This window comes from Kitasatospora sp. NPDC056273, from assembly GCF_042268845.1.
Lineage (GTDB): Bacteria > Actinomycetota > Actinomycetes > Streptomycetales > Streptomycetaceae > Kitasatospora.
In genome coordinates, this window is record NZ_JBHJSJ010000003.1 from 23,315 (window position 1) to 48,868 (window position 25,554).

21 protein-coding genes are annotated in these 25,554 nt (G+C 74.9%); 12 read left to right on the forward strand and 9 right to left on the reverse strand.

All coding sequences use genetic code 11. The annotated features are described in order from the left end of the window. Positions 1-105: 105 nt before the first annotated feature. The 3 genes from ACFCY1_RS03350 (at position 106) to ACFCY1_RS03360 (ending at position 5,805) form a co-directional block, all read left to right on the forward strand. Complete coding sequence (locus ACFCY1_RS03350) at positions 106-1,179, forward strand: GAF domain-containing protein (protein ID WP_079272425.1); 1,074 nt, start codon at positions 106-108, stop codon at positions 1,177-1,179. Positions 1,180-1,462: 283 nt separating this feature from the next. Then, on the forward strand, positions 1,463-3,061 hold the full coding sequence (locus ACFCY1_RS03355; protein WP_375873493.1) for a lipase maturation factor family protein: 1,599 nt from the start codon (positions 1,463-1,465) through the stop codon (positions 3,059-3,061). A 320-nt stretch (positions 3,062-3,381) separates the two neighbouring features. Further along, positions 3,382-5,805, forward strand: a complete 2,424-nt coding sequence (locus tag ACFCY1_RS03360) for a hypothetical protein (protein ID WP_375873325.1) — start codon at positions 3,382-3,384, stop codon at positions 5,803-5,805. Between the two features lie 118 nt (positions 5,806-5,923). Here the strand turns inward: ACFCY1_RS03360 and ACFCY1_RS03365 are convergent, their stop codons facing one another. Further along, positions 5,924-6,745, reverse strand: coding sequence for a helical backbone metal receptor (locus ACFCY1_RS03365; RefSeq protein ID WP_375873326.1), 822 nt, complete (start codon positions 6,743-6,745; stop codon positions 5,924-5,926). A 260-nt stretch (positions 6,746-7,005) separates the two neighbouring features. Between ACFCY1_RS03365 and ACFCY1_RS03370 the strand changes: the two genes are divergently transcribed. The 3 genes from ACFCY1_RS03370 to ACFCY1_RS03380 are packed head-to-tail and all read left to right on the forward strand — an operon-like array spanning position 7,006 to position 9,998. After that, positions 7,006-8,106 carry an ABC transporter substrate-binding protein gene (locus ACFCY1_RS03370; RefSeq protein WP_375873327.1) on the forward strand — a complete coding sequence of 367 codons (1,101 nt, stop codon included), beginning with the start codon at positions 7,006-7,008 and terminating at the stop codon, positions 8,104-8,106. A 3-nt stretch (positions 8,107-8,109) separates the two neighbouring features. Next, positions 8,110-9,198 carry a FecCD family ABC transporter permease gene (locus ACFCY1_RS03375; RefSeq protein ID WP_375873328.1) on the forward strand — a complete coding sequence of 363 codons (1,089 nt, stop codon included), beginning with the start codon at positions 8,110-8,112 and terminating at the stop codon, positions 9,196-9,198. Beyond that, a complete protein-coding gene (locus tag ACFCY1_RS03380) occupies positions 9,195-9,998 on the forward strand; it encodes an ABC transporter ATP-binding protein (protein ID WP_375873329.1) in 804 nt (267 codons plus the stop codon). The genes ACFCY1_RS03375 and ACFCY1_RS03380 overlap by 4 nt, the downstream gene beginning before the upstream one ends. A gap of 31 nt (positions 9,999-10,029) precedes the next feature. Here ACFCY1_RS03380 and ACFCY1_RS03385 read toward each other — a convergent pair whose 3' ends face one another. From ACFCY1_RS03385 to ACFCY1_RS03400, 4 genes are all read right to left on the reverse strand, one after another. After that, positions 10,030-11,019 (reverse strand): L-tyrosine/L-tryptophan isonitrile synthase family protein, encoded by a 990-nt coding sequence (locus tag ACFCY1_RS03385; RefSeq protein WP_375873330.1) that lies wholly within the window; start codon positions 11,017-11,019, stop codon positions 10,030-10,032. Positions 11,020-11,113: 94 nt separating this feature from the next. Beyond that, positions 11,114-12,445, reverse strand: a complete 1,332-nt coding sequence (locus ACFCY1_RS03390; protein WP_375873331.1) for a cytochrome P450 — start codon at positions 12,443-12,445, stop codon at positions 11,114-11,116. 93 nt (positions 12,446-12,538) lie between these two features. Continuing rightward, the gene (locus tag ACFCY1_RS03395; protein WP_375873332.1) at positions 12,539-13,912 is read right to left on the reverse strand and encodes an MFS transporter; all 1,374 of its coding nucleotides are present in this window, start codon (positions 13,910-13,912) and stop codon (positions 12,539-12,541) included. Between the two features lie 266 nt (positions 13,913-14,178). Then, positions 14,179-14,781, reverse strand: a complete 603-nt coding sequence (locus ACFCY1_RS03400; protein ID WP_049651662.1) for a sigma-70 family RNA polymerase sigma factor — start codon at positions 14,779-14,781, stop codon at positions 14,179-14,181. A gap of 16 nt (positions 14,782-14,797) precedes the next feature. Here ACFCY1_RS03400 and ACFCY1_RS03405 point away from each other — a divergent pair, with 16 nt between their 5' ends. Further along, positions 14,798-15,064, forward strand: coding sequence for a zf-HC2 domain-containing protein (locus tag ACFCY1_RS03405; RefSeq protein ID WP_375873333.1), 267 nt, complete (start codon positions 14,798-14,800; stop codon positions 15,062-15,064). A 327-nt stretch (positions 15,065-15,391) separates the two neighbouring features. Here the strand turns inward: ACFCY1_RS03405 and ACFCY1_RS03410 are convergent, their stop codons facing one another. After that, positions 15,392-16,324: a hypothetical protein gene (locus ACFCY1_RS03410; protein ID WP_375873334.1), complete on the reverse strand. Its 933-nt coding sequence runs from the start codon at positions 16,322-16,324 to the stop codon at positions 15,392-15,394. Between the two features lie 776 nt (positions 16,325-17,100). Here ACFCY1_RS03410 and ACFCY1_RS03415 point away from each other — a divergent pair. Further along, entirely contained in the window at positions 17,101-18,330 is a 1,230-nt protein-coding gene (locus tag ACFCY1_RS03415) for a cytochrome P450 (protein WP_375873494.1), read from the forward strand. Between the two features lie 136 nt (positions 18,331-18,466). Here the strand turns inward: ACFCY1_RS03415 and ACFCY1_RS03420 are convergent, their stop codons facing one another. Both ACFCY1_RS03420 and ACFCY1_RS03425 read right to left on the reverse strand, forming a co-directional pair. Next, positions 18,467-19,174, reverse strand: coding sequence for an N-acyl homoserine lactonase family protein (locus tag ACFCY1_RS03420; RefSeq protein WP_049652745.1), 708 nt, complete (start codon positions 19,172-19,174; stop codon positions 18,467-18,469). 58 nt (positions 19,175-19,232) lie between these two features. Continuing rightward, positions 19,233-19,691 carry an Lrp/AsnC family transcriptional regulator gene (locus ACFCY1_RS03425; RefSeq protein ID WP_049652743.1) on the reverse strand — a complete coding sequence of 153 codons (459 nt, stop codon included), beginning with the start codon at positions 19,689-19,691 and terminating at the stop codon, positions 19,233-19,235. Between the two features lie 228 nt (positions 19,692-19,919). On the opposite strand from ACFCY1_RS03425, the gene ACFCY1_RS03430 reads away from it, so the two are divergent. Genes ACFCY1_RS03430 through ACFCY1_RS03440 form a run of 3 tightly spaced genes read left to right on the forward strand, consistent with a single transcriptional unit; the run spans position 19,920 to position 22,729 of the window. Beyond that, entirely contained in the window at positions 19,920-20,549 is a 630-nt protein-coding gene (locus ACFCY1_RS03430; protein ID WP_375873335.1) for a LysE family translocator, read from the forward strand. A gap of 22 nt (positions 20,550-20,571) precedes the next feature. Then, on the forward strand, positions 20,572-22,047 hold the full coding sequence (locus ACFCY1_RS03435; protein ID WP_375873336.1) for a CoA transferase: 1,476 nt from the start codon (positions 20,572-20,574) through the stop codon (positions 22,045-22,047). A 46-nt stretch (positions 22,048-22,093) separates the two neighbouring features. Then, positions 22,094-22,729 (forward strand): DUF6461 domain-containing protein, encoded by a 636-nt coding sequence (locus ACFCY1_RS03440; protein ID WP_375873337.1) that lies wholly within the window; start codon positions 22,094-22,096, stop codon positions 22,727-22,729. Positions 22,730-22,832: 103 nt separating this feature from the next. On the opposite strand, the gene ACFCY1_RS03445 is transcribed toward ACFCY1_RS03440, so the two are convergent. Continuing rightward, positions 22,833-23,432 (reverse strand): HdeD family acid-resistance protein, encoded by a 600-nt coding sequence (locus tag ACFCY1_RS03445; protein ID WP_049652737.1) that lies wholly within the window; start codon positions 23,430-23,432, stop codon positions 22,833-22,835. Between the two features lie 173 nt (positions 23,433-23,605). Between ACFCY1_RS03445 and ACFCY1_RS03450 the strand changes: the two genes are divergently transcribed. Next, positions 23,606-25,525, forward strand: coding sequence for an NAD-binding protein (locus ACFCY1_RS03450; protein ID WP_375873338.1), 1,920 nt, complete (start codon positions 23,606-23,608; stop codon positions 25,523-25,525). Positions 25,526-25,554: the final 29 nt, after the last annotated feature.

The following is a 25,554-nucleotide window of genomic DNA, read 5'->3' on the forward strand; positions in this document are numbered from 1 at the left end:
CGGCTCCGGCCGGGCGCTGGAAGGACTCCGGAAGGACATCGGCAGGACTGAAGAACGGTCGATCGGACCCGCCCGGGCGTTCTGATGTCTGGTTACATGTGCGCCATGACAGATGTGATGAGCACTCAAGGCCAGTTCCCGGGTGCCTCCGGGGAGTCCGCGCGAACCCGCAGGCTGCGCGGCCTTGGGCTCAACGACCCGTCCGCGGACGAGGCCTTCGACCGCTTCGCCCACCTGGCAGCCAGTATCACGCGCGCTCCCATCGCGATGGTCAACTTCATCAACGACGAACGCCAGATGTTCCGGGGGCTCTACATTCCGCCAAGTTCGGCCGACGCCGCGGCCGAGGACGGATCGTCCTGGGCGGAACGCGGCATCGCCTTCGACCTCCCCACCCGCGAGATGCCGCTGAGCCACGGCTTCTGCCCGCACGTGGTCGCCCAGCGTTCCCCCCTCGCCCTCGACGACATCCTCGCCTACCCCCGGTTCGCGGGGAACCCGGTGGTGGACGAACTCGGCGTCCGCGCCTACCTCGGCGCCCCGCTCGTCGACGACACCAACACCGTCATCGGCACCGTCTGCGTGCTCGACCGGGAACCCCGGCAGTGGGGGCGCGAGCGGCTGCGCGACATCCAGCACCTCGCCGAGGCGCTGCTCTCCGAGATCCGGCTGCGCGACAGCCTGCTCGCCCAGCGCCAGGAGATGTTCGCCGCCTTCGACGGCTCGCCGTACCCCATCCTGCTCACCGAGGGCCCGGGTCAGGAGATCCGCTACGCCAACGCCCAGCACGCCGACACCTTCGGCGCGCCGACGGCGTACGGGACGATCGGCGCCGCGTACCCGCAGCTCGGCGCGGCGGGCCTCGAACAGACCGTCGTGGAGGCGTACCGCACCGGTCGCACCGCCGTCCTCGACAACGTCCGGATGCAGGCCGCCCGCCCGGACGCCCAGCGCGGCCGGCAGGTCTTCAGCTTCACCTGCACCCCGCTGCGGGCCGCGCTCACCGGCCGGATCAACGGCGTCCTCACCGTCGGCATGGACATCACCGCCCAGTCCCGCACCGAGGAGGAGCTCGGCACGCTGGCCGCCCTGCTCGTCGACCGGCTCCAGCAGAGCGGCGGCTCCGTGCCCGGACGCTCGGCCATCGCGGGCGAGGCCGGTCCCGTCCTGCCCGGCTGAACCCCGGCCGGTGCGGACCGCCCACCGCCGTGGCGGGGCGCCTCTCACCCCCGTGGAGAGGACCCCGCCACGGTGTCGGTGCGGTGCCGATGGTGTCGGCGCGGTACCGCCCGGGCCCGTCCGAGATCGTCCGGTGCCGTCCGGCGCCGTCCGGTATCGGGGGTTCGCCGGGATGCCTGCGGGATCCCCCCAGGATTCCGCCGGGCCGAGCGGGTGAACCGTCCCCGCTCCGCCGCCCCGACCGGGCCCGCGCCCGGGGTGCCGGGTGGTAGGCATGGGCCGCATGGACTGGTTCGCCGCCCCCGACTACTGGCTGAGCCGGCTGCTCGTCCAACGCCTGCTCGCCGCCCTCTACCTGATCGGATTCCTGGCCGCCGCCGCGCAGTTCCGCGCCCTGATCGGCGCCGACGGCATGCTGCCGGTGCCCCGGTTCACCGCCAGGGTCCCGTTCCGCCGATCCCCCGGCCTGTTCCACCTCCACTACAGCGACCGGTTCTTCGCCGCTGTCGCCTGGAGCGGCGCCGCCCTCGCCGCCGCGGTGGTGGGCGGGCTCGGCGACGCCGTCCCGCTCTGGGCGTCCGTCCTGCTGTGGGCGGTGCTCTGGGTCCTCTACCTCTCCATCGTCAACGTCGGGCAGACCTGGTACTCCTTCGGCTGGGAGTCCCTGCTGCTCGAAGCCGGCTTCCTCGCGGCCTTCCTGGGCAACGCCGACACCGCCCCGCCCACCCTGGTGCTGTGGTTGATGCGCTGGCTGGTCTTCCGGGTCGAGTTCGGCGCCGGACTGATCAAGCTGCGCGGCGACAGCTGCTGGCGGGACCTGACCTGTCTCCGGTTCCATCACGAGACCCAGCCGATGCCCGGACCGCTCAGCTGGTTCTTCCACCACCTGCCCGCCCCGGTCCACCGCGTGGAGGCCGCCGCCAATCATTTCGTCCAACTCGTCGTACCGGTGGGCCTGCTGCTGCCGCAACCGATCGCGAGCTACGCGGCCTGCGCCGTCCTCGTCACCCAGTTCTGGCTGGTCGCCTCCGGCAACTTCGCCTGGCTCAACTGGCTGACCATCGTCCTCGTCCTCGCCGCCGTGCAGCCGGCCCGCCTGGGCCTGCCCGTCCACGCCCGCGCGTACCCCGGCGCGCCGCTCTGGTACGAGGCGCTCGTGATCGCGTTGACCACCATCGTCGTAGTGCTCAGCTACTGGCCGGTGCGCAACATGCTCTCCCGCGCCCAGGCCATGAACCGCTCCTTCAACCGGCTCCACCTCGTCAACACCTACGGCGCCTTCGGCAGCGTCAACCGGCTCCGCCAGGAGGTGGTGGTCGAGGGCACCGACGAGGCCGTGCTCACCCCGCACACCGTCTGGCGCGAGTACGGCTTCAAGGGCAAGCCGGGCGATGTCCGTCGGCTCCCGCGCCAGTTCGCGCCCTACCACCTGCGGCTCGACTGGCTGATGTGGTTCGCCGGCATCTCGCCCGCCTACGCCCGCCCCTGGTTCCTGCCCTTCGTCACCCGCCTGCTGTCCGGCGACCGGGCCACCCTGCGCCTGCTGCGCCACAACCCGTTCCCGGACGCCCCGCCGACCCACGTCCGGGCGACCCTCTACCTCTACCGGTTCACCGATTGGCGCGAACTGCGGGAAACCGGCGCGTGGTGGCACCGCACCGCGCTCGGCGAGTACCTCGCTCCGGTCGATCTGCACGCCGTCGGCCGGGCCGGGTACCGGCCGCCGCTCGGCCGACGGGGACCGGCACGGGGACGCGGCGTACGGGACGTACCGCTGGAGCGGTTCCGTCGGCCCGGCAGGTGGCCCGACCGGCGGCCGGACATGCGGCCGGACAGGCGGCCCGGGCCCTCCGGCGGAGAGCGGCGGGAGGACGCGGGATGAGGGCCGGCGGTGTGGAGCCGTGAGCAGCGGAGACACCCGTCCGGACCAATGCCGGGCCACTTCCGGACCAGCTCCGGAGCGGCGCCGGACCACCCGGTCGGACCGCCCGAGTGGCGGCCAGGCGGGCGGTATGGCACACGACACCCGCCCGTCCGGGCGGTGGGTGCGTGCAAGGCTCGAACGGGCACCCGTATTCTGGGCGTCCACACCGGCAGCCCGACCGCGCGCCCCCTAGCCCCGCCCCAGGGGCGACCCCGCGCACCCGGTCCGCCGCCCCCTCGCCGCCAGCCCCGCCGTCGACGCCCAGAACCGGACCTCACATGACAGTGCTTCACTCGCGCAACGCCGACGCAGCCGACCCGGCGGACGTCGCCGACGCCGCAGACGTCAAGGACCCCCAGGACGCCGCCGCGGAGCCCGACCTCCGCGAGGACCTCGGCCGCTACGCCGAGCTCGGGGCCTTCACGCTCACCGCCGAGACCCACGCCTGGTACGCGGCCGTCGACACCGTCGCCACCCCCGAGGACGCCCGCGCGGCCTCCACGGCCCTCGCCGAACTGCGCGGCAGCGACCTCCAGCAGACCTGGGAGGCCGTCCTCTCCCTCGCCGCCGACACCAAGCTGGACGAGCCCGACACCGTCGCCAAGACCGCGCTGCTGGTCGAGATGCTCCAGCGGGTGCACCGCACCTCCGCGGCCCTCTTCCCCGCCGCGTACGACGCTGACCTCGGCGCCCTCGCCGCCGCCACCGCCGACAGCACCTGGCGCCGCGAGAACGGCGTCAAGCTCTCCTGGCTGCGCGGCCGCTCGCTGCGCAAGCAGGCCGTCGCGCTCGCCACCGACCGCCGCATCCGCCGCGAGGACCTGCACGAGGCCCTCACCTCCGCCGAGATCGAGCGCCGCGCCTGGGCCGCGCTCGCCCCGGCCGGCACCCTCCCGCGCGTGCCCACCGACGGCGCCCTGGTCGACCGCACCGCCCAGGCCTTCGAGACGATCAACACCGGCCTGCGCGGCCTCGCCCGCCTGCTGCCCGACCACGACCTCGACGGGCTGCCCTTCGCCGAGCTGATCGACCTGGTCGAGCGCCTCGCCGCCGACGAGGGCACCCTCTACCGCCTGCCCACCATCCGCGGCCTGCGCGCCGGCCTCGAGGAGGCCGGCCTCGCCGACCTGCTCGCCGAACTCGCCACCGCCAAGGCCGACCGCCGCGCCGCCGAGGCCGCGTACACGGCCCGCCAGGCGCTGGTGAGCGGGCAGCGGGACGGGCTGGCGGAGAAGAGCGCCGCTGCTGTCGAGGCGGCGCCGGTCGAGGAGCCGGGTGCCGAGGACGCTGCCGGTGCTGTGGCCGATGCCGATGCCGATGCCGACGGTGCGACCGGTACGGAGGAGGCTGCGGTCGAGGAGCCCGGGACCGAGGAGCCGACCGACCGGGCCGACGCCGAGGCGGCTGCCCTGCAGGCGCTGGCCGGCGGACAGCGGGACGGGCTCGTGGAAGAGGCCCCGGCCGCGGTGACGGCTCCGGTGGAGGACGCCGAGGAGACCGCTGCGGCGACTGCGACTGCGGTGGCCGAGGCTGAGGCCGAGACCAAGGAAGAGACCGAGACCGAGACCGAGACCAAGGCCGAGGTCGAGATCGAGGCCGAACCGGCATCGGACGCGGTTGCCGCTGACGACGAGCCGGCGGCGGCGCAGGCCGAGGAGGAGACCCCGGCCGCTGTGGTCTCCCTCCCGGCGCCCTCCCCGGCAGCCGACGACCTGGTGGCCGCCGCGACCGCCGCCCTGGCCGAGGCTGCGGCCGCGGACGAGACGACGGTGGACACGGAGCCGGAGGCTGCCCCGGTCGCCGAGGCCGTCGAGGTCAAGGAGACCGCGGTCGAGGTCGCGGTCGAGGAGCCGGTTGTCGAGGCCGCTGAGATTGCCGTCGAGGCCGAGGTTGTGGCCGAGCCGGTTGTCGAGGCCGAGCCCGAGGCCGTTGCGGTGGAGCCCGCTGTCGAGGCGTCGGCCGTGAAGGCTGATGAGCCTGCGGTTGAGGTCGAGGCGGTCGTCGCTGAGGCTACGGTCGAGGCGGTCGTCGAGGCCGTTGTGGTGGAGCCCGCCGAGGAGTCGGCCACCGCGACTGCCGTTGAGGCGGAGACTGTGGTTGAGGCCGAGGCCGAGCCTGTGGTCGAGGCCGAGGCCGTTGTGGCGGAGCCCGCCGTCGAGGAGCCGGCCGCCGTTCCTGCGGTTGAAGCCGAGACTGTGGTTGAGGCCGAGGCCGAGCCCGAGAGCGTTGTCGAGGAGCCCGTCGCCGAGGCCGAGGCTGTGGCCGAAGAGGTGGCGGAGCCGGTGGCCGAGCCCGAGGCTGCCGTGGAAGCACCTGCGGTTGAGGTCGAGGAGCCCGCCGTCGAGCCCGAAGCCGTCGCCGAGGAGCCCGCCGTCGAGCCCGAGGCCGAGCCCGAGCCCGTCTCCGCTGTCGAGGAGCCGGTCGTCGAGGCCGAGCCCGAGGCCGTCGCCGCCGTCGAGGCGCCCACCGCCGAGCCCGAGGCCGACGCCCGTCCCGCGAAGCCGGACTTCACGCCCGGCCGCCCCGTGACCGCCTACTCCGCCGACGAGCTGCTCGCCGTCGTGCGGTGGGTGGACGGCGACGGTGCCGAGCGGACCGATGAGGAGCTGCTGCGGGCGGCCATGAAGGAGCTGGGCTTCGCCCGTCTCGGCCCCCGGATCAAGGAGGCGCTGGGCGCCGCCGTGGCCGCCGCGCGCGGCTGACGACGTACGGCCACACAGGCCGAGGGCCCGGGACGCGAGCACGCGTCCCGGGCCCTGTCGTGTTCCGGGGCGCCCTGTGGCGACGTACGCCGGTCCCCAGGTGTCACGGGCGGTCGTCCTACGAGGCGTCCGGACCGCCCGGACCGAGGGGGTGGTCGAGGGCGTGCCGCAGTACGGCCGGGGCGGTCACCAGCGACGGTCCGTACCAGGTCAGGTGCCGTCCGCTGACCAGTGCCGCCGGTGTGCCCGGGAACGCCTCCGGGCCGTCCGCGGCGGTGAAGCGGTACGGCTCGTCCGGCAGGACCACCAACTCCGGCTGGCAGGCGAGCAGTTCGGGCAGTGGAACGGCCGGGTAGCGCTCGGGGTGGTCGGCGTGGACGAGCCGCAGGCCCAGGCGGCGCAGCAGGTCCCCGGCGAAGGTGTCGCGGCCGAGGACCATCCACGGGCGGCGCCAGATCGGGACGACGGTCCGGGGGCCGTCGGCCTCCGGGGGCGCGCCGCCGCTCCCGACGGAGGCCCAGGCGGCCTCCGCCTCGTCCAGCCAGGCGGGCCGGGGCAGCCCGCAGGCGGTGGTCAGCAGCCGGTGCAGGGAGCGGAAGGCGTCGTCCAGGGTGCGGATGTCGGTGACCCAGACCGGGACGCCGGCCGCCCGCAGCGCGTCCAGGTCGGGGCGCCGGTTCTCCTCGTCGTTGGCGAGGACGAGGTCGGGCGCGAGCGCGAGGATGCGCGGGACGTCCGGGTTCTTGGTGCCGCCGATCCGGGTGACGGACAGGTCGGCGGGGTGGCTGCACCAGTCGGTGGCGCCGACCAGCAGGCCGGGTGCGGTGGCGGCGACCGCCTCGGTCAGTGACGGCACCAGCGAGACCACCCGGCGGGGCGGGCGCGGTCCGAGCCGGACGGGGAGGTCGAGGTCGTCGCGCGGGGCGGTGGGGTCGGCCATCCGGTCAGCCTACGTCCGGCCCCCGGCGACGGGGCGTGCGGACGGCGACCGGCCGCGCGTGGCACCGGAGACCCACTGCCGGGAACCCGCTGCCGGCCGTGCATCGCCGGAGACCAACCGCCGGGAACCCATCGCCCGGGCCGTCCGACTACCTGGTCCGGGTCCGCAGCACGGGCCCTCAGTACGACCACCCGGTGCCAGGACCGAGCCCGGTCACCCGGGACCGTCACCGAGCACCATCACCGACCAGGAGAGTTGTCATGCGCCCTCGTGTCGTCTGCGGAATCGCGGCCGCCGTCGCCCTGTTCGCCACGGCCTGCGGAAGCGGGACCGGGGGCGGGCCGAGCGCCTCCGTCACCGTCCGGCCCGACGCCGGCGGTGGCTTCCCCGTCACGGTCGCCGACTGCGCGGGCAAGGAGACCACCATCGCCAAGGCGCCCGGCAGGATCGTCACCAGCAACGCCTCCAGCCTGGAGCTGCTGCTCCGACTCGGCGCGGGGGAGAGGGTGATCGGCACCGGCTTCCCGCCCGGCAAGGGCACCCTGCCCGCCGCGCTCGCCGAGCAGGGCGCCAAGGTGCCGGTACTCGGGGACAAGAGCATCCCGAAGGAGAAGCTCCTCGGCTCCGGCGCCGACCTCTACGTGGACACCTTCGGCGCGATGCCGATGATGGGCGGCGGCGCCACCGGGCCGAGCGAGGAGGAGTACGCGGCGGCCGGCATCCAGCACGTCTACCTGCTCTCCACCGCCTGCGCCGGGACGCCGAAGGCCGCCAAGGCGCCGCGCACCGACCTGGCCGGGATCGAGGAGGACGTCCGCCGGCTCGGCGCCGTCACCGGCACGGCCGCGCGGGCGGAGGAGCTGGTCGCGGGGATGGAGAAGCAGCTCGGCGAGGTCCGCACCGCGCTCGCCGCCGTGCCGGAGGGGCAGCGGCCGAGCTACTTCGTCTTCGACTTCGACGCCGGCACCAAGCAGCCGGTGGCGGTCTGCGGCCGGCAGGTCGCCAACGCCGTGATCACCCAGGCAGGGGCGCGCAACGTGTTCGCCGACTGCGACGCCGACTTCAAGCCCGGCTCCTGGGAGGACGTGGTCGCCAAGAACCCGGACTGGATCCAGCTGGCCGTGCGCAACCGGGGCAGCGAGGAGGCCACCCGTAAGGCCTTCGACGAGGCCGAGGCCTTCCTGAAGGGCTTTCCCGCGACCCAGGGCCTGAAGGCCGTCCAGGAGGGGCACTTCGTCCGGCTCGGCTCCGAGGTGACGACCATCGCGGGGGTGCGCAACGCCGACGCCGTCCGGCAGATCGCCGCGACCGTCCACCCTGACCTCGTCAAGGCCCCCGACCTCGCCAAGAACGGGCAGTAGCCGGTGACGTCGGCCACCGCTCGGAAGGAGCGCGGCGAAGTCCGCCCGGCCCGCATCCTGCGGGCCGGGCCGCTGGCCGCCGTCCTCGTCGTCGCCCTGGTGCTCGCGCTGACCGCCGCCGTCTCGCTCGGCTCGGTGGACGTCCCGGCCGCCGAGGTCTGGTCGGTGGTCGCCCGCCGGCTCACCGGCCGGGCCCCGGAGCCAGGCACCCGTGATCTCATCGTCTGGCAACTGCGCGTCCCCCGTGCCCTGTTGGCGGCCGTGGTGGGCGCCGGGCTCGGCCTGGTCGGCACCGCCGTGCAGGCTCTGGTCCGCAACCCGCTCGCCGACCCGTACCTGCTCGGCATCTCCTCCGGGGCCTCGCTCGGCGCGGTCGCCGCGATCGTCCTCGGCACCACCCTCGGGCTCCAGCTCTCCTTCGGCAGCGCGCTCGGCCTCACCGTCTCCCTGGCGGCGTTCGCCGGCGCGCTCGCCGCGTTCTCGCTGGTCTGGCTGATGGCCCGGCGCGGTGGCGGCTTCTCCCCGCTGCGCCTGGTCCTCGCGGGCATCGGCATCGCCCAGTTCCTCGGCGGCATCACCAGCTACCTGGTCCTGCAGACCCGCGACGAGCAGCAGACCAGGGGCGTGCTGTTCTGGCTGATGGGCAGCCTCGGCGGCGCTGTCTGGGCCCAACTCGCCGTCCCGGCCGTCGCGGTGGCGCTCGGGCTGGCCCTGCTCCAGGCCCGCGCCCGGGGGCTCAACGCGATGCTGATGGGTGACGAGACGGCCGCCGGGCTCGGTGTGGACGTCGCCCGGCTGCGCCGCGAGGTCTTCGTCGTCACCAGTGTGCTCACCGGGGTGCTGGTCGCCGTCTCCGGGGCGATCGGCTTCGTCGGGCTGATGGTGCCGCACGTGTGCCGGCTGGTGGTCGGCGCCGACCACCGGCGGCTGCTGCCGCTGTCCGCGCTCACCGGGGCGCTGCTGCTGGTCGTCGTCGACACGGTGGCCCGCACCGCCCTGGACGGCCAGGAACTGCCGATCGGCGTGGTCACCGCCGTCCTCGGCGCCCCCACCCTGCTCTACCTGCTGGACCGACGACTGGAGCGCAGTTGAGGATCGCCGTGGAGGACCTGAGTGTCGCCCTGGCCGGCCGGACGGTGCTGGCCGGGGCCAACCTGATCGCCGAGGAGGGGGAGATCGCCGGACTGGTCGGCCCCAACGGCAGCGGCAAGTCCAGCCTGCTGCGCACCGTCTACCGGCACCTGCGGCCCAGCGCCGGGCGGGTGCTGCTGGCCGGGCGGGACCTGGCGGAGCTACGGCCCGCCGAGTCCGCCCGGCACATCGGGGCGCTGCCCCAGGAGCGCGGCGGGGACTTCGAGTTGAGTGTCCGCGAGGTGGTCGCGATGGGCCGCACGCCCTACAAGCGGGCCTTCGCGGCCGACGACGCCGAGGACCGCCGGATCACCGCCGAGGCGCTGGCCCGGGTCGGCATGGCCGGGGCCGCCGACCGCCGGTTCGCCCAACTGTCCGGCGGGGAACGGCAACGGGTGCTGCTGGCCCGGGCGCTCGCCCAGCAGCCGGACGTCCTGGTGCTGGACGAGCCGACCAACCACCTGGACGTCCGGCACCAGGTCGAACTGCTCGCCCTGCTCCGGGAGCAGCGCCGCACCACCCTGGTGGCCCTGCACGACCTCAATGCCGCCGCCTCGGTCTGCGACCGGCTGCACGTCCTGCACCGCGGCGCCCTGGTGGCCTCCGGGACGCCGCGCGAGGTGCTGACCGCCGAGCTGCTGGCCGAGGTCTTCGGGGTGCGGGCCGCGGTGGTCGAACACCCGCTCACCGGCGACCCGTTGATCGCCTTCGACCACCGCGCCCCGGCAGCGGCGGCGGAGGCCGCCGTGCCGGGGCGCTAGGTTTTCCTTCCTTCCCGTACGGGACCGCGGCCTAGCGGCACTCGTAGTGGCTCGGCCGGCCGTCCCGCAGGACCAGTCGGCCGAGCCGGGCGGCCTCGTCGCTGCGCAGCAACTCCCGCTGGCCGTCGGCGCGGTGGAGCACGGAGGAGTGCCAAGGGGTGGTCCAGGAGTCGGCCGCCGCCAGCAGTCGGATGCCGAACTTGGACGCCCCGGCCGGCTGCGGGTGGATGGAGAGCCGGACGGCGCGCGGGTGGTGTTCGGCGATCAACTCGCCCCAGGCGCGGCTGCGCTGGATCACGCCGTAGGCGCGGCGGCGGCACTCCCGCTGGAGGGCGGAGCGGGTGCCGGTGAAGCCGACGGTGTCCTCGGTGAGGAAGCGGGTGATGCCCCGGTAGAGCCGCAGGGTCTCCTCCTCGGTCAGCACCTGTTCGCGCAGCTCCTCGACGCTCGGCGCGTACCGGGCGTGCACCCGGGCGCGCTTCTCGTCGTACGGGAGGTCGCCGAGGACGGCCCGCAGGTCGAAGGTGTCGAGGTGGGCCAGGCCCTCGCGGGCGATCATGGCGGTCAGGGCGTCCGAGTAGGCGTCTATGTGGTCGTCCGGGACGTTGATCAGGTCGCCGAAGATGTGCCCGTCCGAGCAGATCAGGATGCGCGCACCGGGTGCGTGCAGGCGGCCGATCTCGGCGCACAGGCCGTCGAGGAAGGTCAGCGACAGCCGTTCGCCCTCGTCGGGCAGGTGGCCGAGCACCTTCGCGGGGTTCGGCGACTTGCAGGGGAAGCCGGGCAGGGTCAGGACGATCGGTTCGCCGGCGGCGATGAAGTCCGCCAACTGCGCCAGCTGGAGCGGGAAGTGCTCCGGGCGGGCGTCGAACTCCGGGTCCGCGGCGCGGCGGTGCGGCAGCAGCAGGCCGAGGACGCGGGCGGCGAGGGCGGCGGCGGTGGTGCCGGTGTCGGGGGCGCCGGTGGCAGTGGTGAGGGCGTCGGGGGTGATGACGGCAGGGGCGGTGCCGACGGGCGGCATGGTGGGTCCTCCACGAAAGGCGGTGCGGTACGGGTTTCGGGCTCCGGGCGGGCGGAGCCGGACGGTCGGAGCCGGGGCGCGGTGCGCCCGGGGATCAGCGGCGGTGGGCGTAGGCGACCGGCAGCCGGTTCACCCCGCGGGCCAGGACGGCGGGGACCCAGGCCAGGTCCGCCAGGCCGTCGCCGGGCGCCTCGGCCGGACGCAGCCCGGGCAGCCGGGTGAGCAGGGTGGCGAGGGCGACCTGGAGTTCGGCCCGGGCCAGCGCGGCGCCGGGGCAGTAGTGGATGCCGTGGCCGAAGGCCAGGTGGGCGTTGGGCGTGCGGTCGAGGTCGAGGCGGTCGGGCTCGGGGAACTGCGCGTCGTCGCGGTTGGCGGCGCAGAGCGAGACGATCACCGAGTCGCCGGCCGGGACGGTGGTGCCGAACAGGTCGCTGTCCTCGGCGAAGAACCGCCAGGTGGTGAGCTCGAACGCGGCGTCGTGGCGCAGCAGTTCCTCCACCGCCCGGGCGAGCCGGCCGGGCTCGTCGACGCCCTCGCGCAGCCGGGCGAGCTGCTCGGGGCGGCGCAGCAGGGTGACCAGCATGGTGGTGATCTGGTTGGTGACCGGCTCCTGCCCGGCGACCAGCAGCTGGAACACCATCGAGTCCAGCTCCGCGCGGCTCAACTCGCCCGCGTCATGGGCGGCGACGAGCCGGCCCAGCAGGTCCTCCTGTGCCGCCCAGCCGGGTTCGCGGCAGTCGGCGCGCTTACGGGCGACGACGTCGGCGATGTACGTCTGGAGGCCGCGCAGTCGGGCCTCGTACGCCGGGCGGCCGGGGTCCTGCGGGCCGACCGGCTGGACCACCTTGCCCCAGTCCCGGTCGAAGCGGTCCGCCAACTCGGGCGGCAGGCCGATGACTTCGGCGAGCACCCGGAAGGGGTAGTGGGCCGCGAAGCCGGCCACCAGGTCCGCGCCGCCGGACTCCGGCAGCTCGTCCACCAGGGCATCGGCCAGCTCCTGGAACCGGGGGCGCAGCGACTCCACCCGGCGCGGGGCGAAGGCGTCGAGCACGAGCCGGCGCATCGAGGTGTGCTTGGGCGGGTCCTGGTGGAGCAGGTGGACCTGGAGCTGCGAGTGCTGGGGCTCGGGCATGATCGACGCGAGCCGGCGCCAGTTGTCGTTGCCGAGGCTGTGGTTCTTCCCGAGGCGGGGGTCGTTGAGGGCCGCGTGGGCGGCCCGGTAGCCGGTGACCAGCCAGGCGTGGATGCCGCTGGGGAACTCCACCCGGTGCACCGGCCCGGCCTCGCGCATCCGCTGGTAGAGCGGGTACGGGTCGCGCTTGTACTCCGGACCGTACAGCGGGACGGGGGAGGGCAGCCGGTCGTACCCGTACGGGCAGCGCGGGGCGTCGTCGGTGGCGGCCGGGTCGGGGATCGTGTCGGTCATCTGAAGCGGTCCTTCGGTGGGGAGGGGGTGGTGGTGGGGTGCGCTCGGGCGGGTGCGGCGCGGCGCGGTGCGGTGCAGTGCGGGGTGGGGCGGTCAGGGCCTGGGGCGGCGGTGCAGGGCGAGCAGCGCGACGGCGGTGGCCGCGACGAGGGCGGCCAGGGCGATTCCGGCCCGGGTCCCGGTGGTGTCGCGGGCCCCGGCCAGGGCGGTGGCGGTCGCGAGGGCCGGGCCGAGCGCGAAGCCGAGGCTGCGGGCGAGTTGGACGGCGGAGCCGGCGGTGGCGAGCTTCCCGGGTGGGGAGGCGGACATCACCAGGGCCTGGGTGGGGCCGCCGTTGAGGCCCATCCCGGCACCGGCGAGGGCGAGCCGCGCGGCGATCTCGGGGGCGGACCAGCCGGTGTCCAGCGGGACGAGCAGGGCCAGGCCGAGGGTGGTGACGGCGGCGCCGGTGAGCGCGGTCGGGCGGGCGCCCCAGCGGTCGGCCAGCCGGCCGCCGACCCGGCCGGCCAGCACCATGCCGAGCGGGAACGCCAGCATGGTGAGCGCGGTGGCCGTGGCGCTCTCGCCCCGAGGGCCGCGCAGGTGCTGGGCGAGCAGGTAGTGGCAGGCCGCGAATCCGGCGGCGAGCGCCAGCACGGAGGCGTTGACCCCGGCGGTCCCGGCGGCCCGCAGCACCTCGGCCACCGGTCGGCCGCCCGGGCGGTGCAGCCAGAGCAGCACCAGCGGAACGGCGGGCAGGACGAGCAGCAGCCACAGCGCGGACTTCGGGGCCAGGGTGAGCCCGAGCAGGACGGCGGCCACGGCGGCGCCGATCAGCGCGGCGTCGCCGAGCGAGGACCGGTCGGGCGGCCGCAGTCCGCCTCGGCGCGGGGCGTGGCGCCGCACGATCAGCACGGCGGCCAGGCAGACCGGCAGCTTCACCAGGAAGATCGCCCGCCAGCCCAGGTGGTCCAGCAGCAGACCGCCGATCACCGGCCCGGTGACGGCGCCGAGCGGACCAAGCGTCGCGGGCACGCTCATCGCCCGGCCGCGCAGCTCGGGCCGGACGGAGGTCGCGGCGAGCACCGGCATCAGGACGAAGAGCACGGCCCCGAAGGCGCCTTGGAGCAGCCGGGCCGCGATCAGCCAACCGGCCCACGGGGCGCAGGCGGCCAGCACGCTGCACAGGGCGAAGCAGCCGACCGCGAGCAGCAGGGCCGAGCGGGTGCCGACCTGGTCCAGCCAGCGACCGGCGGGCAACAGCAGGGCGACGAGCGGGAGTTGGTACCCGAGGACGGCCCACTGGGCGACCCCGGGGGAGACGTGCAGGCCGGCCGAGATGTCGGTGAGCGCGAGGTTGACCACGTTCATGTCGAGCATGGCGACGAAGGACAGCAGTCCGGCGGCGACGACCAGGCTCCAGCGGTCCGCCGGTGGTTGCTGACGCTCCGTCAGAGATGAGGCGGTCGGGGTTGGTTGCGCCGTCATGAAGTCCCTCCGTCTCCCGTACTGCTGTACCGGACGCCGCCTCGGCGGCGGGGTCCGGTACAGCAGTCGGTGGCGAGGGGGCTCCGGTTCCGAACACTTGGGGGATTTCTTCTCGATAGCCGGAAGCTGACGGCTGGCAGCGGACAACGGACAGACGACAGACGACAGACGACAGCTTTCAGCGAACAGATAACAGATTTCGAAATCTGTTATCTGTTCGCTGTCAGTTGTCCGCCGCTGCCCGCTGCCAGCCGCCCGCCCGCCGCTCAGCAGGCGGTCGCGAGCTCCCCGGCCTCGGCGGCGCGCAGGCGTGCCACCAGCTCCTCCCGCGCCCGGGCGACCCGGGAGCGGACGGTCCCGACGGGGCAACCGGCGACCTCGGCCGCCTCGGCGTAGCTCAGGCCGACCACCTGCGTCAGCACGAAGGCCTCGCGCCGCTGGGCGGGCACCCGGTCGAGCAGGTCGCCGAGCGCGACGCCGTCCTCGAACCCGGCCGTCGGTGCGCCGCCCTGCCGCTCCGCCGCCTCCTGCCAGTCCGGCAGGGCCGCGCAGCGCGGCCGGGCGGCGGCCATCCGGTACCGGTCGATCACCGTCCGCCGGGCGATCGACAGCAGCCAGGTGCGGGCGGAGGAGCGCCCCGCGAACGCGGGCAGGCCGCGCAGTGCGCGCAGGAAGGTCTCCTGGGCGAGGTCGTCGGCGGACTGCACGTCGGTCAGGTGGGCGACGAAGCGCCAGACGTCCCGCTGGGTCGCCCGGACGAAGGCCTCGACGTCGGCCGCCCGTCCGGAGCGGGCGGTCAGCGCCAGTGCGGTGAGCTGCTCGTCATCCACGGCGGCCCCCTGCCCGGCCGGTCCCGGCGGCACGGCCATGCGGGACGATGGTCGTATGAGATGCGCGCAGTTCCGTACCGCTCTGTCCGCCCGGCTCGACGGCGAACCGAGCGGTCTGCCGGAGGTACGGCTGGACAGGCACGTCGCGCGCTGCGCCGGCTGCCGGGAGTGGCTGGCCAGGGCCGAGCAGCTGCACGGCCGGGTGCGGGCGGGCGCCACCGACGGGCCCTCGCCCGAGTGGTCGGCCCGGCTGCTGGCCCGGCTGGGCGAGGGCGGCCCCGAAGGCCGTGCTCCGGACGGACCGCGGTCCGTCGAGCGCTAGGCGCGGTGGGCGTGCCCGGCGGGGCGGGCGCGTCCGGGGGAGCGGGAACGGCGGGACGGTGGCGCCGGCCGGAGCCGGTGCGCCGTCGAAGTCAGGCATGGGAAGGTCCCGAGGGGAAGGCGGGGAGCGGCACCGCGCAGGGCGGCACCGTCGGCGTCCATGGGCAGCCGCGCGGCACGCCGGCCCTGGGGAGGCGCGGCGGCGGACGACGGCCCGCACCCTGACGGCACGACGGCGCGGGGCGCGGCCGTACGGCAGGGCGACCTGCCCGTCGCGGGGTCCCGGTGGCCGGAGGTGGCCGGGCGGGGAGAAGCAGCGGCGGGCGCGTCAGCAGGCGAGGGCGAACGCCGGCGGCCCGCGCCGGACCACGGCATGCGTCAGCAGCACCGACCGGGGCGGCCGGGCCCGGTCGTCGGCCGGGCGGGACGGTGCCGGGGCCCGGTAGCCGAAGGGGCGCGCGAACAGCGCCAGCAGCGGGAGCAGGAGCGCGCCCGCGACCACCGCGCCGAGCGCACCGAGCAGCTCGAAGAGCCGGACCAGCGCCGCGTCGCCGCGCCAGAGCAGGAGCGCGCACGCCAGCGCGGCGAGCACGTGGGCGGCGGCCATTCCCGGTGACATGCCGTGGGACATCCCGTGCGCCATGTCGTGCGCCGGTCCTTGCGCCGGTGCGCTCACCAGGTCCTGCGCCGTGCCGTACGACCCGCCGCCGTACGACCCGCCGCCGTGCAACGCGCCGTCGGGCATCATGTGCGGTCCGTCGGGCATCCCGGTCATCCCGGGCAGGCCCGCGTCCACGGCGGTCGCGCCCGAGCCCCCGTGGTGCGTCCCGGCCGCCGGCCGCAGACCGCCGGTGGCCGGCGGGACGTCCGGGTCGATGCCCGCCATCCGCGCCAGTTCGACCGGGGAGAGCCCGCCGGGCGCCCGGTCGGGGTTGCAGAGCAGGAGGGCGGCCCAGTCCGTGGTGGCGAGCCGGCCGAGGCCGCCGCCCCCTCGGGAGAACGCCGCGGCCTGTTCGAACAACTGGTGCAGCGCGGTCTGCGCCACGACCATCCAGAGGCTGATCACCCCGAGTCCGCGCCGCTTCCCGGCGAGCAGCCAGGTCAGCCCGAGGACCGCCCCGGACCCGCCGGCCAGCACCGTCGGAGAGACTCCGGATCCGGCCATGGCGACGTGCGCGGTGGCGGCCATCGCCACGCACAGCGCGGCGAAGACCACGGCGCGCAGCAGGCGGATCCGGTCGGTCATCACGATGGCACTCATCGTCGCACCCGCCCTGCCCGGCCCGTAGCGCACCCTCCGGTCATGGCCGGTTCTGTGCCGTGAGACCATGCCCGGCCGCCGGCCCCCGGAGCCCGCCGGATCACCACCCGGTTCGGCCCGCCGACCTGACGCGACGAACCGAACAACGGCTCGTAGGACCATCGGGGCGGTTTGACAGCACGTACCCCATTGCTCACTTAATGTGCACCACCCCGTACGGTGCGTATCGGGACGACGCTGTTCAGAAGCAGGGAGGTCCGGCCTTGGAGACCCCGACGGATACCTCGGCGCCCATTGCCGACAATGCCAAGTCCGCTGCCCCCACGGAGCCGACCGTCCCGCAGCAGGCGACAGGCCGGAAACAGGCGACGGCCGTGGTTGAAGTCGAAGCCGAGGAACTCGGCGAGCAGGCCGAAGCCGCCGCCCCGGCCGGAGCTGTCGAGCAGGCCGGAGCTGTCGAACCGGCCGAAGCCGTCGAGCCGGCTGAAGCAGAGGAGTCGGCCAAGGCTGAGGAAGCTGCCGCCCCGGCCGAATCCGCCGAGTCGGCCGACGTCGCCGGACCAGCCGAAGCCGCGGAGCGGGCTGAAGCCGAAGAGCCGACCGAAGCGGCGGACGCGGCCGGAGCCGCTGAACCGGCCGAGGCCGCAGAGCAGGCCGACCCACCCGGATCCACCGAGCCCGCCGACGAGGCTGACCCCGCCACCCCGGCTGAAGCAGCGGAGTCGGCCGAGGCCGCCACCCCGGCCGAGCCCGCGAAGCCGACCGAGCCCGCCGCCCTGCCCGCGTCCGTCGACCTCGCGGACCCCGGCTTCTGGCAGCTGCCCGCCCCCGACCGCGCCGCCGCCTTCGCCGAGCTGCGCCGCCGCCCCGGTCCGGTGTTCTTCGGCGACCGTGCCACCGGTCGCGGCTTCCACGCCCTGGTCCGTCACGCCGACGTGGTCGAGGCCAGCCGCACCCCCGCCGTCTTCCTCAGCGGCCCCGGTGTGACCACCCCCGTCCCGGCCCGCTGGGTCCGGCTGCTGTTCGGCGACTCGATGGTCAACCTGGACGACCCCCGCCACGCCCAGCTGCGCCGGATCGTCTCGCGGGCGTTCACCCCGCGGCTGCTCGACCGGGTCGAGGAGGACGTCCGGCGGATCAGCACCGAGCTGGTCGACCGGATCGAGCGGGAGCGGCCGGAGGACTTCGTGACTGCGGTCGCCGCCGAACTCCCGTTCCAGGTGATCTGCACCATGATGGGCATCCCGGAGCGGCCGCGCCGCACCATCCTCGACCTGGTCAACCGCACCTCCGAGGACATCGGTGTGGCCCGGCCGCTGCGCCGCCGGCTGCGGGTGCCGGGGCGCGGGCTGCGGGCGCTCGCCCGGATGCAGGGCATCGTCACCGGGATCGGCCGCCGTCGCCGTCGCCGGCCGGAGGAGGACCTGATCTCCGCGCTGGTCACCGCCGACGTGGACGGCCGCCGGCTCACCGGACGCGAGCTGGGCGCCTTCTTCAGCCTGCTGCTGGTCGCCGGGGTCGAGACCACCCGCAACGCGCTGGCCCACGGCCTGCACCTGCTGACCGTCCACCCCGAGCAGCGCGCCCTGCTGCTCGAGGACCTCGACGGACGGCTCGGCGGCGCGGTGGACGAGATGGTCCGCCACGCCACGCCGATCATCCAGTTCAACCGGACCCTCGCCGTCGACCACGAGCTGGGCGGCTCCGGCGGCCCGCTGCTGCGCGCGGGGGAGAAGGTCGCGCTGTTCTACGGCTCGGCCAACCGCGACGAGGAGGTCTTCCCCGACCCCGACGTCTTCGACATCACCCGCACGCCCAACGCCCACCTCGGCTTCGGCGGCGGCGGTCCGCACTACTGCCTCGGCGCGCACCTGGCCCGGCAGGAGATGACGACGCTGTTCCGCGAGCTGTTCACCCGCCTTCCCGAGGCGCGGTCGGTCGGCGAGCCGCAGCTCGTCCCGTCCAGCTTCGACCACCGGGTCCGCTCGCTGCGCTTCACCTTCTGAGCCTCCTGAGCGCCCCGGCCGCCCTAGATGTCCCGGCTGCCCCGGCCACCCTGGGCGCCCCGGAGGTCCAGGCCGCCCCGGACGCTCCGGGCCTCCTGAGCGACCGGTCCCCTCCGGACGGCCGGGGCTCCGGCGGCTACTCGGCCGGCTCCCAGACCGCGTTGTCGTGCGCGAACAGCACCCGGTGCGGCCCGTGCTCGGCCACCCGGTCGAGCCAGGCCCGGTACCCGGGCAGCGGCGGGGCCACGCCCTCGCGCACCGCCCGCCGGGCGAGCACCGCCTGCCCGTACTCGGAGGCGAAGTCGTAGGCCTGCCCGGCCAGCAGGACCGGCCCGCCGCCCGGGCGGTCCACCAGCAGCGACTGGTGGCCCCCGGTGTGGCCGGGGGTGGGCAGCACCCGGACGCCCGGCCAGACCTCGGCCTCGCCGTCGAGTTCGCGGTACTCGGCGCCGGGGAAGTCGACCAGCGCGTCGATGGTGTACCCGCCGCGCCGGGCGGTGGCCAGCTCCTCGGCCTGGACCAGGACGGGCGTGCCGGCGAACAGCGGGTTGCCGCCGCAGTGGTCGAAGTGGAGGTGGCAGTTGACCACCAGGTCGATGTCGGCGACGGCGACCCCGGCCGCCGCGAGCGCCTCCGGCAGCGGGCGGCGGACCGGGCGGTAGTGCGCCTCGGTCTCCGGCTCGCCGCCACCGATCCCGGTGTCGAACAGCAGCAGCCCCTCCGGACGCCGGACCAGGTACGCGAGCACCGGTTCCACGCGCGGCTCCGGGCCGCCCACTTCGGTGGCCGGTCGGACGAAGTACCCCAGGTCGAGACGGCGGATCACGTGCAATTCAGCCCCCATGTCGCAGTGCGTCGCTCTGCCCCCGTACGGGCGGCCGCGCGGGCCCCCCGTTCGCACCCTACCCGCCGACCGGCAGCCCCCGGTCGGCCTTCACCTGCTTCATCGTCAGGTGCGAGTTGACCTGCGCGATGCCCGGCAGGCCGGAGAGCACGTCGGTGATGAAGCGTTCGTACGCGGCGATGTCGGCCACCGCGATCCGCAGCAGGTAGTCGGGCTCGCCGAACAGCCGGTGGGCCTCCACCACCTCCGGCAGCTCGGCCACCCGGCGCTCGAACTCGGCGACCGTCACCTGGTCCTCGTGACGCATGGTGATCGTCACGAAGGGCTGGAACCCGCGCCCGACCGCCGCGCCGTCCAGCACCGCCCGGTAGCCGCGGATCACACCGTCCTGCTCCAGTTGGCGCACCCGGCGCAGGCAGGGGGACGGGGTGAGGTCCACCCGGGAGGCCAGCTCGGCATTGGTCAGGCGCCCGTCCTGCTGGAGCTCGCGGAGGATTCTGCGGTCGATTCGGTCCATGGCGCAACATTCTGCCAAAACGCCGCTCCGACCAGCACGAAGTCGCCATCGCGTGCCAGCCCGATCCGGCTACCTTCAGTGACCGAACCCGCTGCCGGGTCACTCCGGCAGATCCCCGGGGCACCCCGGCAGGCCGCTGGAACAACCTCCGGCCGACCCGCCGGAACGACCCCTGGCCGATCCGCCGGGCCCACACCGCGACGAGCACGACAGGCCACGCCCACGCCCATGGACACCCACGCCCTCCTCCTCTTCCTCGGAGTCGACCTCCTGCTGGTCTGCACCCCGGGCCCCGACTGGCTCTACATCGCCGCCCGCGGCCTCGGCCAGGGACGCCGTGCCGCGCTGATCGCGGTCGGCGGGGTCTGCGCCGGGTACGCCGTCCACACGCTGCTCTCCAGCGCCGGACTGGCCGCCGCGCTGCGCGCCGTCCCGGCCGCCCTGCCCGTGCTGCGCCTCACCGGCGCCGCGTACCTGCTGGTGCTGGCCGTCATGATGCTGCTGGCGCTGCGCAAGAGCGGGGGCGCGGCCGCCCTCACCGCGCCCAAGCCGCAGCCCACCGCGACGGTGCTGCGCCAGAGCATGCTGACCGCGCTGCTCAACCCCAAGGGCCTGCTGCTCTACCTGTCCCTGGTGCCGCAGTTCGTCGACCCGGACGCCGCCCTGCCGGTCGGCGGCCAGGTGCTCGCGCTCGGCTCGCTCAACGTGCTGGCCTGCGCGGTGGTGTACGGGCTGGTCGCGTACGCCAGTGGGCGGCTCGGCGGCCGGTTCGGCGGCACCCCGCAGGCGGCCCGCCGGATGACCATGGTCTCGGCGGTGCTGTTGATGCTGGTGGCGGGCGTCACAGCGAGCGCCTGAGAACGGGAGCACAATGCCGGGCATGACCGAGCGCCCGTTGCCAGAAGGAACCACCGCGGCCACTGGAACCACCGGGACGGCGGCAGCCGCCGGAGCCGTCGACCGCCCGACCGCCCACGCCTGGGCGGCTCTCGGCGGACCGCCCGAGCTGCTGGAGCGGGTGACCTTCCACGGCCCGGAGGACGTCCTGCCCTCCGGGCTGCCGGTGCGCCGGCTCGCCCGGGCCACCGTGGCGGTCTGTTCGCTGGCCGCCGCCGAGCTCGCGTCCCACCGCACCGGAGGCTCTGCGCCCCTGGCCGCGTCCGTCCCCGCCGTCCGGGTGGACCAGGGGGCCGTCGCCACCGCCTTCGTCAGTGAGCGGCACCTGACGGTCGACGGCCGCGCGCCCGTCAACTTCGCCCCGCACTCCGGCTTCTGGCGCACCGCCGACGGCTGGGTGCGCACCCACGCCAACTACCCGCACCACCGGACCCGGCTGCTCTCCGCCCTCGGCCTCGCCGCGGACGCCGGGCCCGAGCAGCTCGCCGAGGTGCTCGGCAGGCTGCCGGCCGAGCGGATCCAGGAGCGTGCGTACGCGGCGGGAGCGCTCGCGGTGGCCGTCGTGCCGGTGAGCAGCGCCGTGCACCCCCTCGTGGAGCACCTGGAGGTCGGCGCCGCTGCCGGAACCGCGCCGGTCCGCCCGCTCGGCCAGGCCCCGGTGGACCGGCCCGCCGCCGGGATCCGGGTCCTCGACCTGAGCCGCGTGATCGCCGGACCGGTGGCCACCCGTACCCTCGCCCTGCTCGGCGCCGACGTCCTGCGGGTCGACTCGCCCCGGCTGCCCGAGGCCGACGACGCCCACGCCGACACCGGTTTCGGCAAGCGCTCCACCCGCCTCGACCTCGCCGAGCCCGCCGACCGCGCCGTCTTCGACGGCCTGCTCGCCACCGCGGACGTCGTCGTCTCCGCGTACCGCCCCGGCTCCCTCGACGCCCACGGCCTCGGCCCCGACGCGCTGTTCGCCCGTCGCCCGGACCTGATCCTCACCCAGCTCTGCGCCTGGGGCTGGACCGGCCCCTGGGCCGGGCGGCGCGGCTTCGACAGCCTGGTCCAGGCGGGTGTCGGCATCGCCGCCCACGAGGCCGCCCCCGAGACCGGATCCGCCACCGGCGGCCGCCCCGGCGTGCTGCCCGCCCAGGCCCTCGACCACGGCACCGGCTACCTCGTCGCCGCCGCCGTGCTGCGCTCCCTCACCGACCAGCGCACCCGCCGCCCCGGCGGCCGCCACCTGCGCTTCTCCCTCGCCGGCACGGCCTCCTGGCTGCTGCACGGCATCGAACCGGAGACGCCGCGGGGAGGCCCGTCCGAGCCCTACGACCCCGCCCGCCGGCTGGCCGAGGTCGACTCCCCGTACGGGCGGTTGCGCCACGCCCTGCCGCCGATCGGGTACGAGGGGGCGCCCGCCGACTGGTCGCGCCCGCCGGGGCGTTGGGGAACGGACGAGCCGGTCTGGCTCTGACGGCCTCGGGCGGGCGCTGTCCGAGGCGTCTGGCAGCATCGCCGTCATGACCGCACACGCCACGGACTACACCTGGTTCACCCGGCGCTACCCCGTCCTGGGTGAGGCCTGCTGCCTCACCCAGGTGCAGGGGCTCGAGGCCGGTGAACTGCTGTGCCGCTTCAACGCCCTGCCGGGGACGGGCGCCGTCGGGCTGGAGGAGGTGGTGGCCCGCTGGAGCTCCTACACGAACGGGGCCGACGCCGAGGCCAGGGAGCTGTTCGACCCCGCCGAGGACCGGCTGCTCGTCGCCGTCACCGAACTCGACGGCTGGGCGCTCGCGGTGGAGCCCTTCGGCTACCTCGGCACCCTGGACGCGGAGATCCTCCGGCTCGCCGAGGGCACCCGGCTGGTCTCGCACTACCGCAACGCCCTGGGGGCCGACCACTTCCACTGGTGGGAGCACGGCATCCAGCGGCTGCACTTCGAGCCGCTCTTCCCCGACCAGCGGGACGGCACGGACGCCGAGGCGCCCGGCATCCCCGAGCTGCTGACCGCCTGCGGCTTCGAGCTGGAGACGGAGGCGTACGACCTGTGCGGCGAAGCCGCGTTCGCGCTCGCCGAGCGGCTGACCGACGTCCGGCTCGACCCGGAACGGCTGGAGGCCGCGACCTTCCGGATCGGCTACGCCCCGCGTCCGTGAGCCGTTCCGTGCCCGTGAGCCGCTCCGCGTCCGTGAGCCGTTCCGCCCAGCGCTGAGGCCGCGCCCCGGCGGGACGCGGCCTCGGTGTACCGGACGGCTGTTGTCAGACCCCGGACGGGATCTGCTTGGCCCGGCTGCGGACCTGGAGCGCCGTCACGATCTCGACCAGGCCCAGGATCACCAGCCAGCACCCGGACAGTACGGCCAGCGCGGTGATCGACCCGACCGGCCACACCATCAGCAGCACACCGGCCAGGGTGTTGGCCACGCCCGCGAAGGCCTGCCAGCCCCGGGCGGGCATCATCGGGTCGGAGATCGCGGCGGCGAGCTGGGTGATGCCGCGGAACAGCCAGCCGATCCCGATCCAGAGCGCGAGCAGCAGCAGCGACTGCACCGCACTGCGGAAGCAGAGCAGTCCCAGCAGCACGCAGATCGCGCCGCTGATGAAGGCCAGCACCCGCAGCGCGGTGGTGGAGTGGGTGCCGAACGCGGCGATCAGCTGCACGATGCCGATCACCAGCAGGTAGAGGCCGAACAGCACGCCCACCACCAGGAGCGTCTCCCGGGGCCAGGCGAAGACCACGATCCCGAGGGCGAGCGAGGCGAGTCCGGCGACCAGCAGGACCTGCCAGGCGGCCTTGGCGAGCAGTCCGAGCGGACCCTGGACCGGGGTGCCGTCGGGGGTGATGATCGGAGGGGCCACGGTGGCGTACTCCTCGGGGCTGACGCCGGGGCGGCCGGCTGACGGGCAGGGAACGAACCCCAGCCTCTCCGCGCCACGGTCGGACCGCGCGTCGGATACGGCCGTTCGGGGGATTCGCCGCGGTCGCCGGAACGTCACCCTCCGGACACTTGCCGTCGATACCATCCGTCGGTATGACTTCTGAAGGGTGGGGGACCCCTCCGGTCGAGCCGATCAGCCAGCACTACATCGTCTGCGGGGGCAACGCGCTGGCACACCGACTGGTCCTGGAACTCGTCGAGCACTACGAGGTGCCGGTCGTCGTCCTGGTCGCCGACCGGACCCGCGACCACGCGCCGCAGATCGAGCAACTCTCCGGCGTGGCGGCGGTCGTGGAGTACACCAGCGTCACCGAGGAGGCGCTGCGCGCGGTGTCCATCGGCACCGCGCGCGGTCTCGCCCTGGTCGAGGGGAGCGACCAGGAGAACATCCACGCCGCGCTCAGCGCGCAGAACCACAACCCGGACATCCGCATCGTGTTCCGGATGTTCAACCAGCGGCTCGGCGAGAACATCGAACGGCTGCTCAGGAACGGTGCCGCGCTCTCCGGCTCCGCCACCGCCGCCCCGGCCTTCGCCTCCGCGGCGCTCGGGCGGCCCAACTCGGTGGAGATCGAGGGGCGTTACCTGCACATCGCGTTCGACGACGACATCACCTCCGACCGGATCTGCGTGGTCGCCGACCAGATCGACCGGCAGGACCTCGGAAGGATCCGGCTGCTGCCCGAGCAGCAGGGCGACTCGGCCGAATTCGTCCGGCTCGCCGCCGAGTTCGGCGACCAGGGGCCGATCCGCCCCGGTGGCGTACGGCCCGAACCGGCGCCAGCGGCCGAACCAACGCTGGCGGCCGACCGGGAGCCTTCGGCCGAACCGGAGCCTTCGGCCGGGCCGATGCCGGCGGCCGGTCCGGTGCCGTCGCCCGGCCCCGCCCGGGAGGGGGAGCCGGGCGGCCGGGCGGCGCTCCAGGTGCTGCGGATCGAGCCCCGGGAACCGATCGACTGGATGAGACGGCTGCGCTGGCGGCTGCTCGACACCATGCGCTTCTTCACCAGCGCCCGGATGCGCCTGGTGCTGCTCACCGCCCTCGCGGCGGTGCTGCTGGCCTTCGGCGTGCTCTGGTACCTCAACCGGAACTTCGGCTGGACCGTCTACATCGCGCTGCTCGACCTGGCCGGCGCCGCCCAGCCGGACCAGCTCTCCGACGTCGCCGCCGGGACGGGGGCGGGCACCGGCGGGTTCTGGCAGCGGGTCGCGCAGGTGGTGATCACCATCTGCGGGATCACCTTCGCGCCGGTCGCCACCGCGATCGCGGTCGAGGTGCTGGGCTCCGGGCGGCGCGGGCAGCCGCGCAACCCCGGGGCGGGCACCCGGGACCACGTGATCGTCGTCGGCCTCGGCAACGTCGGCACCCGGGTCGCGACCCAGCTGCACACCATGGGCGTGCCGGTGGTCTGCATGGAGCGGGACCCGCAGGCGCGCGGCATCGCCGCCGTACGGGCACTGGGGATCCCGGTGGTGATGGGCGACGGCCCGTTCGAACAGCAGCTGCGCCGGGCCCGGCTGAAGCACAGCAGGGCGCTGGTCGCGGTCAGCGGGGACGACGCCACCAACCTGGAGGCGGCCCTGGAAGCGCGCCACGGCAATCCCGAGGTCCGGGTGGTGGTGCGGCTGTTCGAGGACGACTTCGCGAGTCACTTCTACAAGACGCTGGACAACGCGGCCTCCCGGTCGGTGTCCTACCTGGCCGCGCCCGCCTTCGCGGCGGCGCTGATGGGGCGCGAGGTGCGCGGGACGCTGTCGGTGCTCCGGCACGTGCTGCTGATCGCCGAGCTGACGGTGGAGGACGGCAGCGGGCTGATCGGGCTGAACCGGCACGACCTGGAGGACCCGGGCGGCGTCCGGGTGATCGCGGTGCGCTTCGCCCACGGCGGGCAGCTGCAGTGGAACTTCCCCGACCGCACCCGGCGGCTCGCCCCGGGCGACCAGATCGTGGTCGCCGCCACCCGCAGCGGGCTCGCCCGGCTGAACACGGTGGCGGTGGAGGAGCAGGGCTGAGCGGGGCTGTCCTCGGACGGGGTTCAGCT

Bases quoted from the DNA above. Each gene is read 5' to 3' on its own strand.
- ACFCY1_RS03350 (WP_079272425.1), top strand. From the start codon at position 106: ATGACAGATGTGATGAGCACTCAAGGCCAGTTCCCGGGTGCCTCCGGG.
- ACFCY1_RS03355 (WP_375873493.1), top strand. From the start codon at position 1,463: ATGGACTGGTTCGCCGCCCCCGACTACTGGCTGAGCCGGCTGCTCGTC.
- ACFCY1_RS03360 (WP_375873325.1), top strand. From the start codon at position 3,382: ATGACAGTGCTTCACTCGCGCAACGCCGACGCAGCCGACCCGGCGGAC.
- ACFCY1_RS03365 (WP_375873326.1), bottom strand. From the start codon at position 6,745: ATGGCCGACCCCACCGCCCCGCGCGACGACCTCGACCTCCCCGTCCGG.
- ACFCY1_RS03370 (WP_375873327.1), top strand. From the start codon at position 7,006: ATGCGCCCTCGTGTCGTCTGCGGAATCGCGGCCGCCGTCGCCCTGTTC.
- ACFCY1_RS03385 (WP_375873330.1), bottom strand. From the start codon at position 11,019: ATGCCGCCCGTCGGCACCGCCCCTGCCGTCATCACCCCCGACGCCCTC.
- ACFCY1_RS03390 (WP_375873331.1), bottom strand. From the start codon at position 12,445: ATGACCGACACGATCCCCGACCCGGCCGCCACCGACGACGCCCCGCGC.
- ACFCY1_RS03395 (WP_375873332.1), bottom strand. From the start codon at position 13,912: ATGACGGCGCAACCAACCCCGACCGCCTCATCTCTGACGGAGCGTCAG.
- ACFCY1_RS03400 (WP_049651662.1), bottom strand. From the start codon at position 14,781: ATGGCCGTGCCGCCGGGACCGGCCGGGCAGGGGGCCGCCGTGGATGAC.
- ACFCY1_RS03405 (WP_375873333.1), top strand. From the start codon at position 14,798: ATGAGATGCGCGCAGTTCCGTACCGCTCTGTCCGCCCGGCTCGACGGC.
- ACFCY1_RS03410 (WP_375873334.1), bottom strand. From the start codon at position 16,324: ATGAGTGCCATCGTGATGACCGACCGGATCCGCCTGCTGCGCGCCGTG.
- ACFCY1_RS03420 (WP_049652745.1), bottom strand. From the start codon at position 19,174: ATGGGGGCTGAATTGCACGTGATCCGCCGTCTCGACCTGGGGTACTTC.
- ACFCY1_RS03425 (WP_049652743.1), bottom strand. From the start codon at position 19,691: ATGGACCGAATCGACCGCAGAATCCTCCGCGAGCTCCAGCAGGACGGG.
- ACFCY1_RS03430 (WP_375873335.1), top strand. From the start codon at position 19,920: ATGGACACCCACGCCCTCCTCCTCTTCCTCGGAGTCGACCTCCTGCTG.
- ACFCY1_RS03435 (WP_375873336.1), top strand. From the start codon at position 20,572: ATGACCGAGCGCCCGTTGCCAGAAGGAACCACCGCGGCCACTGGAACC.
- ACFCY1_RS03440 (WP_375873337.1), top strand. From the start codon at position 22,094: ATGACCGCACACGCCACGGACTACACCTGGTTCACCCGGCGCTACCCC.
- ACFCY1_RS03450 (WP_375873338.1), top strand. From the start codon at position 23,606: ATGACTTCTGAAGGGTGGGGGACCCCTCCGGTCGAGCCGATCAGCCAG.